The sequence below is a fragment of the Sphingomonas folli genome (genome assembly GCF_019429525.1).
Taxonomy (GTDB): domain Bacteria; phylum Pseudomonadota; class Alphaproteobacteria; order Sphingomonadales; family Sphingomonadaceae; genus Sphingomonas; species Sphingomonas folii.
This window is the reverse complement of the sequence record NZ_JAHXZL010000007.1, coordinates 1-16,497: the sequence shown is the minus strand read 5'-3', so window position 1 is coordinate 16,497 and position 16,497 is coordinate 1. Positions and strand designations below refer to the sequence as shown.

Here is a 16,497-nt window from a genome sequence, read left to right as displayed (position 1 = left end):
GGCCATCTTCAACGTCGATGACGACCCTTGTGACTACTTCGAGTGGTGCTGTCAGTCTAACGCGAACTCGTTTCCACACGATGCACTTCGGGCTCCGTAGGCGTTGACTCAGCTGACGAGCGCCTGCCACTGAGCCAACGCCGCGGAGCGGCGCTGCTTGTAGGTCTGGCGGTCGACAACGTGGCGTTCGTGGTTGAAGTGGTAGTGGACGTTGGCATGGACCGAGGCGAACTTCTGTAAGGTTCGCATCTACCGGAACCGCAGCATCGCTCGTTCTCGTCGCCTGAACGGTAGGTGCGAGTTCTCCACCCGGTTGTTGGCCCAGCGCCCCACCTCCTGCTTCTCGCGGCTGCCGAGTTCGCTCAGTGCCGCACCGTAGGAGCGCAAGCCGTCGGTGATGATCGCCTCGGGCGCGCCGTGGCGCTTGAGCGCCGTCTTCATGAACGCGAGCGCGGCCTTCTTGTCGCGTGTCTTGGTGACGTAGCTCTCGAGGATCTCGCCCTCGTGATCCACCGCGCGCCATAGGTAGACCATCTCGCCATTGAGCTTCACGTACATCTCGTCCAGGTGCCAGCGCCAATGACGGAAGCCGCGCATGCGGCTCACCCGCTGGCGCCGGACCTCGCCCGCGAACAGCGGACCGAACCTGTTCCACCACAGCCTCACCGTCTCATGGCAGATGTCGATCCCGCGCTCGAACAGTAGGTCCTCCACGTTCCGCAGCGACAGCGGGAAGCGCACGTACATCAACACCAGCCTGATCACGTCGGGCGACGAGTTGAAGTAGCGGAACGGACTGGCCGGCTTGCGCGGGCGGGGCATGCCTCTCCCCTGCCCCGGCGAGCGCCGCAGGTGCATTAGATTTGACAGAGCCCTTGAAGACGATACCATCTCGACCTGCCGTCCTAATCAAGCGATGGTGCCGTCAAACGAAGAAGAAGCTCGCAATCTACAAGTAGCGCTCCGGTGCTCGATCCGCCGCCGTTCCCCTTTCCCGCGCGCGCAACTAAAGTGAGTGCATGATCCTTCGCCCTCTCATCCTAATTGCGTTAGTCGCCACCGCCTCGATCGATGCGGCGCCTCCGCCAGCTGCGATCCACCTAAATCAGCTCGGCTTCCTGCCCGACACCGCCAAGCGCGCGATCGTCGCCGACCCCTCGACCACCCCGCTCCGCTGGACCGTGCGCGACACCCGCGGCGCGACCGTCGCCGCGGGCGAGACAAAGGTGATCGGCGACGACGCCGCGTCGGGCGATCACGTCCATCTCGTCGATCTCGGCCGACTCGCCGCGCCCAGCACCTATCGCCTTAGGGTCGGCAGACAGACCAGCCGGCCGTTCGCGGTCCGTGCCGGCCTCTACGCACCGCTCGCGGCGGCCGCGCTCCATTATTTCTACCACACACGCGCGGGCATCGCGATCGAGCCGCGCTACGCCGGCGACCCGCGCTGGGCCCGTCCCGCCGGACACGCCAAGGAGATCGCGCCCTGCTTCTCCGGCACCGACGAGCGCGGCACGCACTGGCAGGGATGCGACTACCGCCTCGACGTCACCGGCGGCTGGTATGATGCGGGTGACCACGGCAAATATGTCGTCAACGGCGGCATCGCGCTGTGGACGCTGCAGAACCTGTACGAGCGCGAGGCACGCGCCGGCCGCTTCCCCTTCGCTGACGGGCGCGGCACCATCCCCGAGAGCGGCAACGGCACCGACGATCTGCTCGACGAGGCGCGCTGGGAGATGCGCTTCCTCCTCGCGATGCAGATACCCGACGGCGCGCGCGCGACCGTTCCGGTCGGCGCCCCCGGCAGTGCCGGTGCGCCCGTCTTCCGCACGATCGACGCGGGCGGCATGGCGCACCAGAAGGTCGCCGACCGCCACTGGACCGCGCTGCCGACCCGCCCCGTCGACGACCGCGAGGACCGGCTGCTCTACCCGCCGACCACCGCCGCGACGCTCAACCTCGCGGCGACCGCGGCGCAGTGCGCGCGCGTCTGGCGCACGATCGACCCGCGCTTCAGCGCGACCTGCCTCGCCGCCGCGCGCCGCGCTTATGCCGCCGCGCAGCGCGAGCCGCAGGTCTATGCCACCAACAGCTTCACCGGCAGCGGCGGCTATGGCGACGGCGACGTCAGCGACGAGTTCTACTGGGCCGCGGCCGAGCTGTACGCCACCACCGGCGAGCCCACCTTCGCCGCGGCGGTGCGTGGCTCACCGTGGCACGCCGCGCCCGTACAAGCGCCCGACTGGGGCCATGTCGGCGCGCTCGGCACGATCACGCTCGCTACCACGGCGGCCGTATCGGCGAGCGACGCGGCACCGGCACGCCGGGCGTTGATCGCCGCGGCCGATGGCTTCCTCGCCGAGGAGGCGCGGAGCGGCTACCGCATTCCGTACGCCACGCTCGACTATCCCTGGGGATCGAACGCGGTCATCCTCAACCGCGCGATGATCTTAGGGGTGGCGCAGCGGCTCACCGGGGCGGCGCGCTACCGCGACGGCATGGTCGACGCGATCGACTACGTGCTCGGCCGCAACCCGCTCGATCAGAGCTATGTCTCGGGCTTCGGCGCGCGCCCGCTGACCCATCCGCACCACCGTTTCTGGGCGCACCAGCTCGACGCCGCGCTGCCCGGCCCGCCGCCCGGCGTGGTCTCCGGCGGGCCCAACTCGACCGCGATGGCCGACCCGATCGCGGCGGCGATGCAGGGCACCTGCGCGCCGCAGCGCTGCTGGGCCGACGACATTCGCGCCTATGCACTCAATGAGGTGGCGATCAACTGGAACGCGCCGCTGCTCTGGGTCGCTTCAGCGCTCGACGGACCGGGCGCGCGCACCCAGCGCCGCCGCTGACGGAGGAGCCGCGCATGAGCTGGTCGCCGACACGACGCGAGGGACTCGCCGCACTCACCGCCGCGTTGGCGGCGGGGCCCGCCCTCGGTGCGAGCGCCGCGCCCGGGCTCGACGCCGTCGCCCGTCGACGCGGGCTGCGGTTCGGCGCGGCGCTGTCGAGCCGGCCGCGGGGCGCCTCGCCGGACAATCCGAGCTACGCCGCGCTGCTGCGCGCGGACTGCGGCGTGCTGGTCGCCGAGAATGAGATGAAGTGGCAGCACCTGCGCCCCGCCCCCGACCGCTTCGACTTCGCCGCCTTCGACCGGATCGCCGACTATGCGGCGCGCGAGCACATGGCGCTGCGCGGCCACAACCTCCTGTGGCAGCGGCGCAAGTGGATGCCGCGCTGGCTCGAGGCGCATGATTTCGGCGCGCGCCCCGCGACCGAGGCGGCGCGAATCCTGCGCGAGCATATAGAGACCGTGACGCGCCGCTACGGCACGCGCATCACCAGCTACGACGTGGTCAACGAGGCGGTGACGCCCGAGACCGGCGCGCTGGAGCAGACCGCGCTCAGCCAGGCGCTTGGCGGCACCGAGGCGACGCTCGACCTCGCCTTCCGCACCGCGCGCGCGGGCGCGCCGCATGCCGAGCTGGTCTACAACGACTACATGAGTTGGGAGCCGGGCAACGCGGCGCACCGCGCCGGCGTGCTGCGGCTGCTTGAGGGGTTCCGCAAGCGCGGCACGCCGGTCGACGCCCTAGGGCTGCAATCGCATATCGTCACCGCCGGCAGCGACACCGCGGCGAGCGCGCGCACCTACGAGGGCGAGTGGCGACACTTCCTCGATGCCGTCACCGCGATGGGCTATCGCCTGCTCATCACCGAGTTCGACGTGCGCGACAACGGCCTGCCGGCGGAGATCGCCGCGCGCGACCGCGGCGTCGCCGATTACGCGCGCCGCTACCTCGACGTGACGCTGAGCTACCCGGGGCTGCGCGACGTTCTCGCCTGGGGCCTGTGCGATCGCTTCAGCTGGATCGGCCCGTTCGAGCCGCGCGCCGACAAGGCGCCGCGCCGCCCCTGCCCCTATGACGCCGACTATCGCGCCAAGCCGCTGCACGCCGCGGTCGCGCGCGCGCTGGCGGAGGCACCCGCGCGCACGGTCGCTCCCGCGTGACGCGGCGCGAGCGCCCGCCGGAGCGAGATCCGGCGGGCGTACTCCTTAGTAATTGGCGCGGAGGATGATCGAGTAGCGCCGGTCGTTGGTGAAGTAAGAGCGCGGCGCGAGATCGTCCGAGCCGCCCTTATACGCCTGGAGCAGCTTGGTCGTCGTGTTGGTCAGATTGACCCCCTGGACACCGAGCTTCACCCATTTGTTGAGGTTGATGAAGGCCGAGGCGTCGAGCTGCCCGGTCGCGTCGTTGAAGATCGACGTATAGGGGAAGATCACGTCCGCCGCGGTGAGCAGGAAGCGCGAGCGCCAGTTGTACGCGGCGCGCAGCGACACGGGCCCTTTCTCGTAGAAGAGCGTGGCGTTGACATTGTGCTTGGACAGTCCCTCCAGCGGCAGATTGCCCCTGGCGATCGTCGAGTTGGACGAGGGCGTGCCCCCGTTGAGGAAGGAATTCGGCAGGCCCGAGCTGTCGATATAGGTGTAGTTGCCGTTGAAGCCGAAGCCGCCCAAGACGCCCGGCAGGAAGTCGAAGGTCTGCTGGTACGCGACCTCGAAGCCCTTGATCTTGCCCTTGCCGTCATAATTAGCGGGGCCGCGCGCCTGGATATTCTGCGTGATGCCATTGTTGGTGATCGAGCGATTGACCAGAGACTGGTAGAAGAAGCCGTCGACGGTCTTGTAGAAAGCGTCGAGCGAGATCTGACCCACGCGGCCAAAATACCACTCGATCGTCGCGTCGAATTGCCAGGCGGTGGCGGGCTTGAGGTACGGGTTGCCCGCGTTGATCGTCACCGTGCCCGAACCGGGCTCGAGCGTGTAGGTCACGTACGGCCGGATGTTGGCGAAGTCGGGACGCGTCAGCACCTTCGACCCGGCGAGGCGGACGATCAGATCGTTGGTGACGCCGAACTTCAGGTTCGCGCTTGGCAGGAAGTAATTGTAGCTGTTGGTGAAGTTCGCCGGCTGCGAGGCGTAGCCCGGCGTCGCGAAGGTGCGCAGCCGCTCATATTCGGTCTCGCCGAGGTTACACACGCCGCCGGGCTGCGTGACCTGTGTCGTCCCGTCGGGCAGCTGACGGGTGGTCGCGACGCAGCGGGTCGAGAAGGGATCGCTCACGCCGAGCTCGGTCTGGTTGGGCACCGCGGTCTCAGTGCGCGACCGGACGGTGGTGCGGACGTAGCGCACCCCGACGTTGCCCGAGAGGCGGATGCCGCCGAACAGGGGCTCGTTGTCGCCGAACTGCACCATGGCATAGGCCGCGGTGTCCTGCTGGTTGACGTTCGAGACCTCGGACGGGAGGAAGTCAGTCCCCGGGATCGCGCCGACGCGCTGACCCGCCGCGAGGAAGCGGTTGGTCGCGGTGGCACCGTTGGTGTTGCGCCAGATATCGTTCTGCGACTGGAAGAAGCTGGTCGCGCCGTTGTAATCGCCGATCAGGTCGCCGTTGTAGAAATAGGCGCTCGGCGGCGCGGCGGTCTGGCCGCGGAAGAAATTGTCGAAGGAGTAGAGCGACGAGCGGCTGGTGTCGCCCTGGTTGAAAGTGACCGGCGCGCCCGACCATACCTCGCTGATGGCACCCCAATTGTAGGCGGTGTAGCGCACGTCCTGCGTGCGCTCGGCGTAGCGCGCGCCGAACTTGACGCGCTGCAGGAAGTCGCCGTCGTCGAACTTATAGGCGAAGTCGCCCTTCACCTGATATTCCGAGCCGACGCTGTGCTCGATATGGTCCATCGCCGCGCGCCAGAACTGGAAGTCGCGGCTCTGGAAATAGTCCGAGTCGCTCGCCGCCGCCATCGCGGGGTTGGGGCTGGCCCAGTTGGCCGCCAGGGTCAGCGGCTTGTGCGGGACCACGACGGGGATCTTGCCGGTGAGATCGAGTTCCTCGTCGGCGAAGGTCGAACCGAACACGCTCAGGTCGGTGACGTCGTGCTTGGCATAGGTATAGTCGACGTCGAGGTTGATCGACCAGCGGTCGTCGGGGTTGATCTTCAGGTTGAAGCCCGCGTCCTTGACGAGGTTCTCGTCGTACACCTGGCGCCGTGACAGCGACTGCTGCATCCCGCCCGAGGGCACGGTGGTGGTTGCCGAGCCGCTCGACGCGGTGCGCCAGCCGTTGCCGGGCAGCGTGATGAAGCCGCTCTGGAACAGCCCGCTGTCGTCGTAGACGAAGTTGGGATAGGGGCCACCGCCGGGATTATAGCCGTTGCCGCGCTGGTTCTCGCCGAACTGGAACTGGCCCGCGCCGTTCAGCTGGCACTCGGCGCGCGTGGTGCTGTTGCCCGCGCCGTTGAGCGGGCCATTGCCGTTCTGCTGGCAGCCCGCCGGATAGGTGCTGTACTCGGACAGGTCGGGCGCGGTCTCGAACGTGTGCTCGCCCCACGCGCTGCTCGAGTGGGTGCGCAGGAACTGCGCCGTGAAGGTGGTCCGCTCGTCGGTGCTCTGCCACTGCACCGCCAGCGCCTGGCCGTCGCGCTTGCGGTCATAGTCCTGGCTGCGGAACTGACCGCCGATCGGCGCATAGGCCAGCGCGGTCGGGTCGGCGTAGCCGTCCGCGCCGGCCGTGCCCTGCGCGCCGCAGACGTTGGCGGGATTGGGGAAGGACTGGCCGCCGACGCCGTTGACCGTGCCGGGCAGCAGGGTGAAGCCGTCGGTCGTCCCGGGCAGCTGGTTGCGGCACGTCACCGTGGTGTTGGTGCCGGTGCCGGTCGCCGCCTGGACCCCGTCGCGAGTCTGGAAGTTGGTGACCTGGATGCCGTCGGCGCGGCTCTTCAGCCGCGAGTAGGAGGCGTTCGCCAGGATGCCGAACGTACCGATCGGCGTATCCCAGGTGTTCGAGACCAGCAGCGAGCCCGTGGGCGACCATTTCTTGGCGAAGTCACCATAGTTCGCCTCGACCCCGCCGCCGATGTGGAAGCCCTTGTTGTCGAACGGCTTGCGCGTGTTGAGGTTGACCGTGCCGGCGAGTCCGCCCTCGACGAGGTCGGCCGTGGCGTTCTTGTACACCTCGACCGAGCCGAGCAGCTCCGAGGGCACGTCGGCGAAGTTGATCGCCTGCCCGCCGATGCCCGCCGAGAAGGTGTCGCGCCCGTTGAACTCGGAGCGGACGAAATTGAGGCCGCGAACGTTCACACCCGAGCCCTCGACCGAGAAATGGTCGGGGTCGTTGTTGCCGGCGAAGCGGTTGATCGAGACGCCGGGAACGCGCTGCAGTGCCTCGGTCACCGAGCGGTCGGGCAGCGCGCCGATGTCCTGCGCGGTGATCGCGTCGACGACGGTGTCGGAGTTGCGCTTGATGTTCTGCGCGTTGGCGAGGCTCTGCCGGATGCCGGTGACGACGATGTCGTCCGCACCCGCCGCGTCGGTCGCGGGCGTGTCGCCGCTGTTCTGCGCCGCCGGATCCGATCCTGGCGTGTTCGGCGAGGTCGCCGCGCCGGCGGTGTTCTGGCCGCTCGCGGGGCCAGTCTGCGCGAATGCCGGGGAGGCCAGTGCGACGACGCACATCGCGGTCACGGAGACGCCGGTCAGAACGGACCTGTTACGAAGTCGGGTATGGCCACCGCGGGCAGGCTTGTCCTTGATGATCATCACACCCCCTCCTGAATAATCATACTATGATGTCTCTCCGCGGCGATCGCGTGGCATCTTCGATCTACGGGTACGATCGCCGCGGCGACGCTGCAACTGAAATGTTTGCGCTATCATTTTTCCTTATTCTGTGTGGCTTTCCGGCATTCCCAGGGCTGCCGGTTGCGCTATGACAGGGTCGATCGCGGCGCCGGTTCGGACGTGCGCGACAGGCGCCGGAGGCGAATGGAGCGAGCGGAGCGAGCGGAGCGACAGCGCGTGGTGGTGGTCGGCGGGGGAACGTCCGGCTGGATGACCGCGGCCGCGCTCGCCAGGCTGCTGCCGGCGCGCTGCACGGTCGATCTGGTCGAATCGGAGGCGATCGGGATCATCGGCGTCGGCGAGGCGACACTGCCGCACATCCGCGCCTTCAACGAGCGGCTGGGCATCGCCGAGGCCGAGTTCATGGCGGCAACCCGCGCCACCTTCAAACTCGGGATCGAGTTCCGCGACTGGGCGCGGATCGGCGACAGCTACATCCACCCGTTCGGTACCTTCGGGCGCGGCACAGGCGAGGTGCAGTTCCACCATTATTACGCGCGTCTGCTGCACGCGGGTGCGGCGTTGCCGCCGGTCGAAGCTTTCTCGATGGCCTGTTCGCTCGCGCGCGCGAATCGCTTCGGCGCGCCCGCGACCGACCCGCGCCAGATCGCCTCGACCTTCGGCTACGCCTATCAGTTCGACGCGGTCGCCTTCGCGCCCTATCTGCGCCGGCTCGCGGAGGGCCTGGGCGCGCGGCGCACCGAGGGGCGGATCGTCGACGTCGCGCGCGACCCGCTCAGCGGTGACGTCACCGCCGTGGTGCTGGAGGACGGCCGCCGCGTCGAGGGCGACCTGTTCGTCGACTGCTCGGGCTTTGTCGCGCTGCTGATCGGCCAGGCGATGGGCGAGCCGTTCGATGACTGGTCGCGCTGGCTCCCCGCTGACCGCGCGGTGGCGCTGCCGTGCCGCACCGCCACCGCGGTGACGCCCTATACCAGCGCGATCGCGATGCCCGCGGGCTGGCGCTGGCGCATCCCGCTCCAGCACCGCACCGGCAACGGCTATGTCTACTCGAGCGATTTCCTCGACGAGGGCGCCGCCGCGGACGCGTTGGTCGGCGCCGTCGAGGGTATGCCGCTGGTCGAGCCGCGCGTGCTGCGCTTCAAGGCGGGGCGGCGCGCGCGCAGCTGGGTCAACAATGTCGTCGCGGTGGGGCTCGCCTCAGGGTTCCTCGAGCCGCTCGAGTCGACCAGCCTGTATCTCGTCCAGCAGGCGATCACCGCGCTGGTCGAGCTGTTCCCGGAGCGCCGCATCGCCGCGGCGGATCGCGACGAGTTCAACCGTCTGGTCAACATGGAATACGACCGCGTCCGCGATTTCCTCATCCTGCACTATCACGCGACCCAGCGCGACGACTCGCCGTTCTGGGACTATGTCCGCACGATGCCGATCCCCGACAGCCTGGCCGAGAAGATGGCGCTGTTCCGCCGCCGCGGCCGGGTCGTGAAATATCGCGAGGGTGCCTTCCTCGATGCCAGCTGGGTGTCGGTCTATCTCGGCCAGCGCGTCCTGCCCGACGGTCATGACCCGCGAGCGGAGGGGCCGACGCTCGACAGTCTCGCCGCGGGGATGGAGCGGCTGCGCGGCGAGATCGCGGCGGCGGTCGGCGGCATGCCGGACCATCGCGACTTTCTCGCGGGCTATTGCCCGATGCCGGCGGCGGCGTGACGATGCTGGACGACCCGATCCGCAGCGTCGCGGTGGTGGGCGGCGGCATCGTCGGCTGGTCCGCCGCGGTGGCGCTGCGGCGCCGCGTGCCGGGGCTGGCGGTGACGATCCTCGCCACCCCGCCCAGCCCCGACGCGCTCGCCGATCGCCTGCCGCAGACCTTGCCCTCGACGATCGGCTTCCACGACGATCTCGGCCTGCGCGAGGAGGATGCGGTGGTGCGGGCCGGCGGGGCTTGGCGGCTGGGTACTCTGTTCGAGGGCTGGGTCGAGGGCCTGCCGCCCTATGTCCACGCCTACGGTAGCTATGGCCGGCCGTTCGGCACCGCTTCCTTCCACCATCACTGGGTCCGCGCCGCGCACGCGGGCGCCGCCGCGCCGTTCGACTCGCACGCTCCCGCGGCGGCGCTGGCGCGCGCGGGCCGGGTGGCGACGGAGGCGGCCGACCCGCTGCTCGGTGACGTCCAGCCCGGGCTGGTACTCGACGTGGAGCGCTATCGCGCCATGCTCGCCGCGTTCGCGCGCCACCTCGGCGTCCATGTGCGCGAGGGGACGATCGCCGCGGTGCGGCTGCGCGGCGACGACGGCTTCGTCGAGCGGCTCGTGCTCGACGACGGCACGATGCTCGAGGCCGACCTCTACGTCGACGCCAGCGGGCCGGGCGCCATCGTTCGCGGCGCGATTGACCAGGAGCGCGAGGACTGGTCGGCGTGGCTGCGCTGCGACCGGCTCGTCACCGGCGAGGGCGCGCCCGAGCCGCTCTCGCCGCTCGATCGGGTCACCGCCGCCGACGGTGGGTGGCGCTGGCGCAGCGCGGCGCCGGGGCGGACGCTGCACGGCTATTGCTACGCCGCCGCCGCGCTGGACGACGCGTCGGCCGGCGGGTCCCTCGCCGTGGCGGGCGCCAGCGCGATCGCCGCGCCGATCTCGTTCCGCCAGGGCGCGCGGCCCACGCCCTGGGCGCGCAACTGCGTCGCGGTCGGCGACGCCGCGACGGTGATCGAGCCGCTAGACTTCACCAACCTCCACCTCGCGCAGAGCGCGATCGACCGGATCGTCGCGATGCTGCCCGGCCGCGCCTGCCACCCGCTCGAGCTCGCCGACTATAACCGCCAGGCGAGCGCCGAGGTGGCGCGCGTGCGCGACTTCGTGCTGTGCCATTACGCCACCGCGCGGCGGCCCGGCGGCTTCTGGCAGCCGCCCGCGGCGCTGCCCGAGAGCCTCGACCGCACGCTGCGGCTGTTCGCCGAGCGCGGTCGCCTCCCCTTCTTCGAGGAGGAGACGTTCGCGCGCGACGACTGGCTCGCGCTGCTGCTCGGCCAGGGCATCGTGCCGCGACGCGTCGACCCGCTGATCGACGTCACCGCCGCGGCGGACAGCGACCGCGCCATGGCGGCGTATCGCGCCGCGATCGCGCAGGCGGTGGCGCGCTGCCCCACCGCCGACGATTATCTCGCCACCGCACGGGGACGGCTCGCCCGATGAACGACCATACCATCCGCCACGTCGTCATCCTGGGCGGCGGCACCGCCGGCTGGATGGCCGCCGCGGCGCTGTCGCGCTTCCTCAACAACGGCGTGACCCGGATCACGCTGGTCGAGTCGGAGGAGATCGGCACCGTCGGCGTCGGCGAGGCGACGATCCCGCCGCTGCTCACCTTCAACCGCATGCTCGGCATCGACGAGCAGGACTTCATCCGCGCCACCGGTGGCACCTTCAAGCTGGGCATCGAGTTCGTCGACTGGGGCGGGCTGGGCGAGCGCTACTTCCACCCGTTCGGCGCGCACGGCCACGATCTCGGCGGCGTCCACTTCCACCAGCTCTACCTGCGCGAGCGCCAGCGCCGTGTGTTGCAGGACATCTCGGCCTGGTCGATGAGCGCGGTGGCGGCGCAGGCGGGCAAGTTCGCCCCGCCCTCGCCCAACGCGCAGTCGGCGGTGAAGGAGCTGCTCTACGCCTATCACTTCGACGCCGCGCGCTACGCCGACTTCCTGCGCGGCTACGCCGAGCGCAACGGCGTGCGCCGCGTCGAGGGCAAGGTGGCCGCGGTCGCGCAGCGCGCCGAGGACGGCTATGTCACCGCGTTGCGGCTGGAGGACGGTCAGGTCATCGCGGGCGAGCTGTTCGTCGACTGCTCGGGTTTCCGCGGGCTGCTGATCGAGGAGACGCTCGCCACCGGCTACGAGGACTGGCGCCGCTGGCTGCCGTGCGACCGCGCTGTCGCCGTGCCGAGCGCGCTCGCCGGCGAGCCCGACCCTTACACCCGCGCCACCGCGCGCGGCGCCGGCTGGCAGTGGCGCATCCCGCTGCGGGAGCGGATGGGCAACGGCCTGGTTTATTGCAGCGAGTATCAGACGCGCGAGTCGGCCGAGCGCGAGCTGCTCCACCATCTGGAAGGAGCGCCGCTCGCCCAGCCGCGCCACCTCTCCTTCACCACCGGGCGGCGCGCGCTGGCGTGGAACGGCAACGTGGTCGCGCTGGGGCTCGCCTCGGGCTTCGTCGAGCCGCTCGAGTCGACCTCGATCCATCTCGTCCAGTCGGGCATCGCCAAGCTGATCGCGCTGTTCCCCGACCGCCGCTTCGCCGCGGTCGAGCGCGACGAGTATAACGCCCAGATGCACGAGCTGTACGAGGACGTGCGCGACTTCGTGATCCTGCACTACAAGGCGACGCGGCGCGGCGACACGCCCTTCTGGGAACGCTGCCGGACGATGGACGTGCCCGCCAGCCTCCAGCGCAAGATCGACCTGTTCCGCGCCAAGGGCCGCGTCTTCCGCGAGGGCCGCGAGCTGTTCGCCACCACCAGCTGGGTCGCGGTCTGCCTCGGCCAGCATGTCGTACCCGACGAGCACGAGCCCGCGGTCGACGCGCTCGACGCGGACCGCGTCGCGGAGGCGATCGAGCAGATGCGGCGCGACTATCTCGCCGTGGCGGACAAGCTGCCGCGCCACGGCGACTTCCTCCGCCACATCGGCGCCGGCGCCGCGGCGGCCGCTCCGGCCCCGCCCCCTGCGCCCGAGCCGGGACCGACCTTCTCCTTCGCCGCCGAGACGCCGTTCAACTTCTCGGCCGACCCGCTGTGAGGGCGGACTCGATCCGCCGCGTCGTGATCGTCGGCGGCGGCACCGCGGGATGGATGGCGGCCGCCGCGATCGCGCGCGTGCTCGGCGAGATCCCCGGCCTGTCGATCGAGCTGGTCGAGTCCGAGGCGATCGGCACCGTCGGCGTCGGCGAGGCGACGATCCCGCAGATCGTGCTGTTCAACAAGATGCTCGGCATCGACGAGGCCGAGTTCCTGCGCGAGACGCGCGCCACCTACAAGCTCGGCATCGAGTTCGTCGACTGGCTGCGGCCGGGCCATCGCTACGTCCACCCCTTCGGCTTCTATGGGCTCGACATGAAGGGGATCGAGTTCCACCATCACTGGCTCAAGGGCCGCGAGCTGGGCGATGATACCCCGCTCGACGCCTATTCGCTCGCTGTGGTGGCGGGGTTGCAGGGTCGCTTCGCGCACCCGCGCCCCGACCAGCCCGGCTCGCCTTTGTCCAAGCTGGGCTATGCCTTCCAGTTCGACGCCGGCCTGTACGCGCGCTTCCTCCGCCGGCTGGCGGAGGCGAACGGCGCGCGGCGCACCGAGGGGCGGATCGTCGCGGTCGAGCGCGACGGCGAGAGCGGCCATGTCGCCGCGGTGGTGCTCGAGTCGGGCGCGCGCGTAGAGGGCGACCTGTTCCTCGACTGTTCGGGCTTCCGCGGGCTGCTGATCGAGGAGACGCTCGGCGCCGGCTTCGAGGATTGGCGCCACTGGCTGCCGTGCGACCGCGCGGTCGCGGTCCCCTGCGCCAACGGCGGCGACCGCCAGCCGCTGACCCGCTCCACCGCGCGCGCCGCGGGCTGGCAGTGGCGCATCCCGCTCCAGCACCGCATCGGCAACGGCTATGTCTACGCCTCAGAGCACCTCTCCGACGACGAGGCGGCGGCGACCTTGCTCGCCAACCTCGACGGGGCGCCGCTGGGCGACCCGCGCCCACTGCGCTTCACCGCGGGGCACCGCCGCCGCGCCTGGGTCGGCAACACGGTCGCGCTCGGCCTGGCAGGCGGTTTCCTCGAGCCGCTCGAGTCGACTAGCATCCACCTCGTCCAGTCCGCCATCGCGCGGCTGCTGACCTACTGGCCGACACGCCGCTTCGACCAGCGCGAGATCGATCGCTTCAACGCCGCGCACGTCGCCGACTATCGTGACATCCGCGACTTCCTCGTGCTCCACTATAAGGCGACCGAGCGGCGCGACACGGCCTTCTGGGACACTTGCCGCACGCTCGAGCCGCCGCCCGGGCTGGCCGACAAGCTCGCGATCTTCGCCGCCAACGGGCGCGTCTTCCGCGAGGGCGACGAGCTGTTCACCGAGACGAGCTGGCTCTCGGTGATGGTCGGCCAAGGGGTCGCCGCGGGCGGCTACCATCCCGCGGCGGACCTGCTGAGCGACGCCGAGACGCTGGCCCGGCTGGATCATATCCGCCGCGTCGTGGCGGAGACCGCGGCGCTGCTGCCGCGGCAGGACGATCACCTGCGCGGCCTCGGCTGCGCGCTGGTCGGGATGGCGGCGTGACCGCGCCGCTGCCCGAGCTGACCGGCGTCGACCGCCGCCGCTTCGAGGAGGAGGTGCGCCCCGCCGCGCGTCCGGTGGTGCTGCGCGGCATCGCGCGCGACTGGCCGGCGGTGATCGCGGGGAAGACCTCGGCCGAGGCCGGGGTGAGCTATCTCAAGCGCTTCAGCCGCCCCGCGCCGGTGCCGGCGATCCTGGGCGAACCGTCGATCACGGGCCGCTTCTTCTACACGCCCGACCTCAAGGGGCTCAACTTCGTGCGGGGGCAGACCCCGCTCGACCCGTTCCTCGATCGCCTGCTGCGCGACCGCGCCCGCGCCGAGCCCTATGCGATGGCGATCCAGTCGGTGCCGCTGCCCGAGCTTCTCCCCGGCTTCGCCGAGGCGAACGCCTGCGCGCTCGTCCCCCACGGCGTGGTCCCGCGCATGTGGCTCGGCAACGCGATCCGCGTCGCCACGCACTACGACCTGATGGAGAATGTCGGCGTGGTGGTGCTGGGGCGGCGACGCTTCACGCTCTTCCCGCCCGACCAGGTCGCCAACCTGTACATGGGGCCGCTCGAGCTGACCCCCGCGGGCACGCCGGTGAGCCTGGTCGACCCCGACGCGCCAGACCTCGACCGCTTCCCGCGCTTCGCGGAAGCCTTGCGGACGGCGCAGAGCGCCACGCTGACGCCGGGCGACGGCATCTACATCCCGTTCCACTGGTGGCACGCGGTGGAATCGCTCGAGCCGGTCAACGCCTTCGTCAATTACTGGTGGAACCCGGCATTGGCCGGGCTGGGCAACCCCTATGACGTGTTGCTCCACGCGCTGGTCGCGATCGCCGCGCTGCCGGCCGACCAGCGCGCGGCCTATCGCGCGGTGTTCGACCATCTCGTCTTCCGGCCCGACGGCGAACCGGCGGCGCACCTGCCCGACGACGTCAAGGGCGTGCTCGGCCCGCTCGAACCCGGCATCGCCGGGCGAATCCGCGCCACGCTGCTGGACAGCCTGGCACGCGGGTGACCGCCGACAGGCGGCGGCTCACGGGCGGCCGCCGAGCAGCCGGATCAGGAAGCCACGCATCCGCTCGGTCCGCGCCGGGCTGCCCGCGCCGAGGATGCCGCGCGCCGCCTCGGGAAGGTGCGTCGCGGCCTCCCCGGCGTCGGCGCGGAAGACATAATGGTCGAACCAGCTTCGCCACGCCGCTTTCTGCTCGGGCGGCAGGTCGCGCACGCTCATCAGCGCGTGGACCAGCGCGCCGAAGGGCGAGGCCGTCGCCTCCTGCTCCCACCAATAATTGACAAGGACGTTCAGCGGATCGAGCGCGCGCACGTGATGCCACCAGATCGCCGGCACGAAGAGCGCGTCCCCCGGCCCGAGCTCGGCGACCTGGGCGTGACGTCTCGCCTCGGCGAAACGCGGGTAGCGCGCGAGGTCGGGCGAGTCGGGGTCGACCATGCTCGACGGCGGCCCGGCCATCGTGTGGTCGAGTGGGCCGACGTACAGGTTCGCGATCTGGTCTGGCGGGAAGAGCGTGAACCGTCGCCGCCCGTGGACGACGCAGGCGATGTTATTCGACTGATCGTAGTGGGTCGCGACCTGGGTGGCGTTGCCGATCCACAGCCGCGCGGGCGCGTCGCCGGTGGGCAGGCCGAGCGCGTTCTCCTCCTGCCAGCCGGGCAGATGATCGGGGGCAGTGGCCGCGTTGGCGTAGAGCGCGTGCGGCGCCGCGGTCGCCTCCTCCGCGAAGCGGACCAGCTCGCCGAGCAGCTGCCCGAGCGTCACGGTCTGGCGGGTAAAATTGAAGCCGGTCAGCGCCTCGTCGTAGAAGAAGCGCCCCTGGATCGCGGGCGCGCCGATCATCACGTCCAGCGGCCTCCCGCCGCCGAAGCGCGCGAGATAGCGGGCCATCGCGCGATCCCCTCGCGCGCCGGCGCGCACCGCCGCCCAGTGGCTCACCTGTCCACGCAGCACGATCGGGGCATAGCCGCCGACGACCTCTCGCGCGAAGGTGGCGGCGTCGACCGCTGGCGATTCGGTGACGAAGGTGATCGGAGCGGCGACGCTGGCCATGTTCACGCACTACCGCCGGAACACGCGGAAGACGACTCGATTTGGCGCACACCTGTTTTCGGATCAGCTACTCGCCGCAAGGTTGGGAACGCGAGTACGTTGCCGTCTTGGAGGCTCTTCTATATAGCGTCACGTCCGCGCCCTACTTCAATGCCGCCCGAACTCGGCGGAGCGCTGCAAGGTCGCTGGTGGGATCCCCTCGCGACCACGACCAAGTCCGCGAGCATACCGGACTTCGCCGGGCCGATCGCCTACCCGCATCCAACGCGCGTTATTTTGGGTGGCCGAAACTGTGTCGCTACGCAGACGGTCATGAGCCAAATGTCAGGTTGACCCAGAAGCGGTCACTCAGGGCCACCTGGCGTGCTCCCAACTTCGTTGGGGTGGACGCCCCCTGACGGCATCGATGTGCCAGAGTGGAGGTGTTGAAACACCACTGTAGGAGGCGTCCGTGGGTGAGGTTAGCACAGTCGGCATCGATCTGGCCAAGTCGGT

General features: G+C 70.2%; 9 protein-coding genes and 1 pseudogene. 7 read left to right on the top strand and 3 right to left on the bottom strand.

Going from position 1 to position 16,497, the window contains the following annotated elements; translation table 11 throughout:
• Positions 1-108: 108 nt before the first annotated feature.
• Positions 109-822, bottom strand: a pseudogene (locus KZ813_RS11670) (IS6 family transposase).
• 197 nt (positions 823-1,019) lie between these two features.
• On the opposite strand from KZ813_RS11670, the gene KZ813_RS11665 reads away from it, so the two are divergent.
• Complete coding sequence (locus KZ813_RS11665) at positions 1,020-2,852, top strand: glycoside hydrolase family 9 protein (RefSeq protein ID WP_219755167.1); 1,833 nt, start codon at positions 1,020-1,022, stop codon at positions 2,850-2,852.
• A 14-nt stretch (positions 2,853-2,866) separates the two neighbouring features.
• Complete coding sequence (locus KZ813_RS11660) at positions 2,867-4,012, top strand: endo-1,4-beta-xylanase (protein ID WP_219755166.1); 1,146 nt, start codon at positions 2,867-2,869, stop codon at positions 4,010-4,012.
• Positions 4,013-4,057: 45 nt separating this feature from the next.
• On the opposite strand, the gene KZ813_RS11655 is transcribed toward KZ813_RS11660, so the two are convergent.
• Positions 4,058-7,510: a TonB-dependent receptor gene (locus KZ813_RS11655; protein WP_219755363.1), complete on the bottom strand. Its 3,453-nt coding sequence runs from the start codon at positions 7,508-7,510 to the stop codon at positions 4,058-4,060.
• Between the two features lie 309 nt (positions 7,511-7,819).
• Between KZ813_RS11655 and KZ813_RS11650 the strand changes: the two genes are divergently transcribed.
• From KZ813_RS11650 to KZ813_RS11630, 5 genes are read left to right on the top strand one after another with little or no spacing between them, the layout of a single operon-like run.
• Positions 7,820-9,343 (top strand): tryptophan halogenase family protein, encoded by a 1,524-nt coding sequence (locus tag KZ813_RS11650; RefSeq protein ID WP_219755165.1) that lies wholly within the window; start codon positions 7,820-7,822, stop codon positions 9,341-9,343.
• Between the two features lie 2 nt (positions 9,344-9,345).
• Positions 9,346-10,827, top strand: coding sequence for a tryptophan 7-halogenase (locus KZ813_RS11645; RefSeq protein WP_258046719.1), 1,482 nt, complete (start codon positions 9,346-9,348; stop codon positions 10,825-10,827).
• Positions 10,824-12,425 carry a tryptophan halogenase family protein gene (locus tag KZ813_RS11640; protein ID WP_219755163.1) on the top strand — a complete coding sequence of 534 codons (1,602 nt, stop codon included), beginning with the start codon at positions 10,824-10,826 and terminating at the stop codon, positions 12,423-12,425. The genes KZ813_RS11645 and KZ813_RS11640 overlap by 4 nt, the downstream gene beginning before the upstream one ends.
• Positions 12,422-13,948, top strand: a complete 1,527-nt coding sequence (locus tag KZ813_RS11635) for a tryptophan halogenase family protein (protein WP_219755162.1) — start codon at positions 12,422-12,424, stop codon at positions 13,946-13,948. The genes KZ813_RS11640 and KZ813_RS11635 overlap by 4 nt, the downstream gene beginning before the upstream one ends.
• On the top strand, positions 13,945-14,952 hold the full coding sequence (locus KZ813_RS11630) for a cupin-like domain-containing protein (protein WP_308461870.1): 1,008 nt from the start codon (positions 13,945-13,947) through the stop codon (positions 14,950-14,952). Before KZ813_RS11635 ends, KZ813_RS11630 begins: the two co-directional genes overlap by 4 nt.
• 18 nt (positions 14,953-14,970) lie before the next feature.
• Here KZ813_RS11630 and KZ813_RS11625 read toward each other — a convergent pair whose 3' ends face one another.
• A complete protein-coding gene (locus KZ813_RS11625) occupies positions 14,971-16,002 on the bottom strand; it encodes a cupin-like domain-containing protein (protein ID WP_219755361.1) in 1,032 nt (343 codons plus the stop codon).
• Positions 16,003-16,497 lie beyond the last annotated feature (495 nt).

What these genes read in the sequence shown, in the direction of transcription:
- KZ813_RS11645 (WP_258046719.1), top strand. Translation starts at nt 9,346, where the DNA reads ATGCTGGACGACCCGATCCGCAGCGTCGCGGTGGTGGGCGGCGGCATC.
- KZ813_RS11650 (WP_219755165.1), top strand. Translation starts at nt 7,820, where the DNA reads ATGGAGCGAGCGGAGCGAGCGGAGCGACAGCGCGTGGTGGTGGTCGGC.
- KZ813_RS11660 (WP_219755166.1), top strand. Translation starts at nt 2,867, where the DNA reads ATGAGCTGGTCGCCGACACGACGCGAGGGACTCGCCGCACTCACCGCC.
- KZ813_RS11655 (WP_219755363.1), bottom strand. Translation starts at nt 7,510, where the DNA reads ATGTGCGTCGTCGCACTGGCCTCCCCGGCATTCGCGCAGACTGGCCCC.
- KZ813_RS11625 (WP_219755361.1), bottom strand. Translation starts at nt 16,002, where the DNA reads ATGGCCAGCGTCGCCGCTCCGATCACCTTCGTCACCGAATCGCCAGCG.
- KZ813_RS11665 (WP_219755167.1), top strand. Translation starts at nt 1,020, where the DNA reads ATGATCCTTCGCCCTCTCATCCTAATTGCGTTAGTCGCCACCGCCTCG.
- KZ813_RS11640 (WP_219755163.1), top strand. Translation starts at nt 10,824, where the DNA reads ATGAACGACCATACCATCCGCCACGTCGTCATCCTGGGCGGCGGCACC.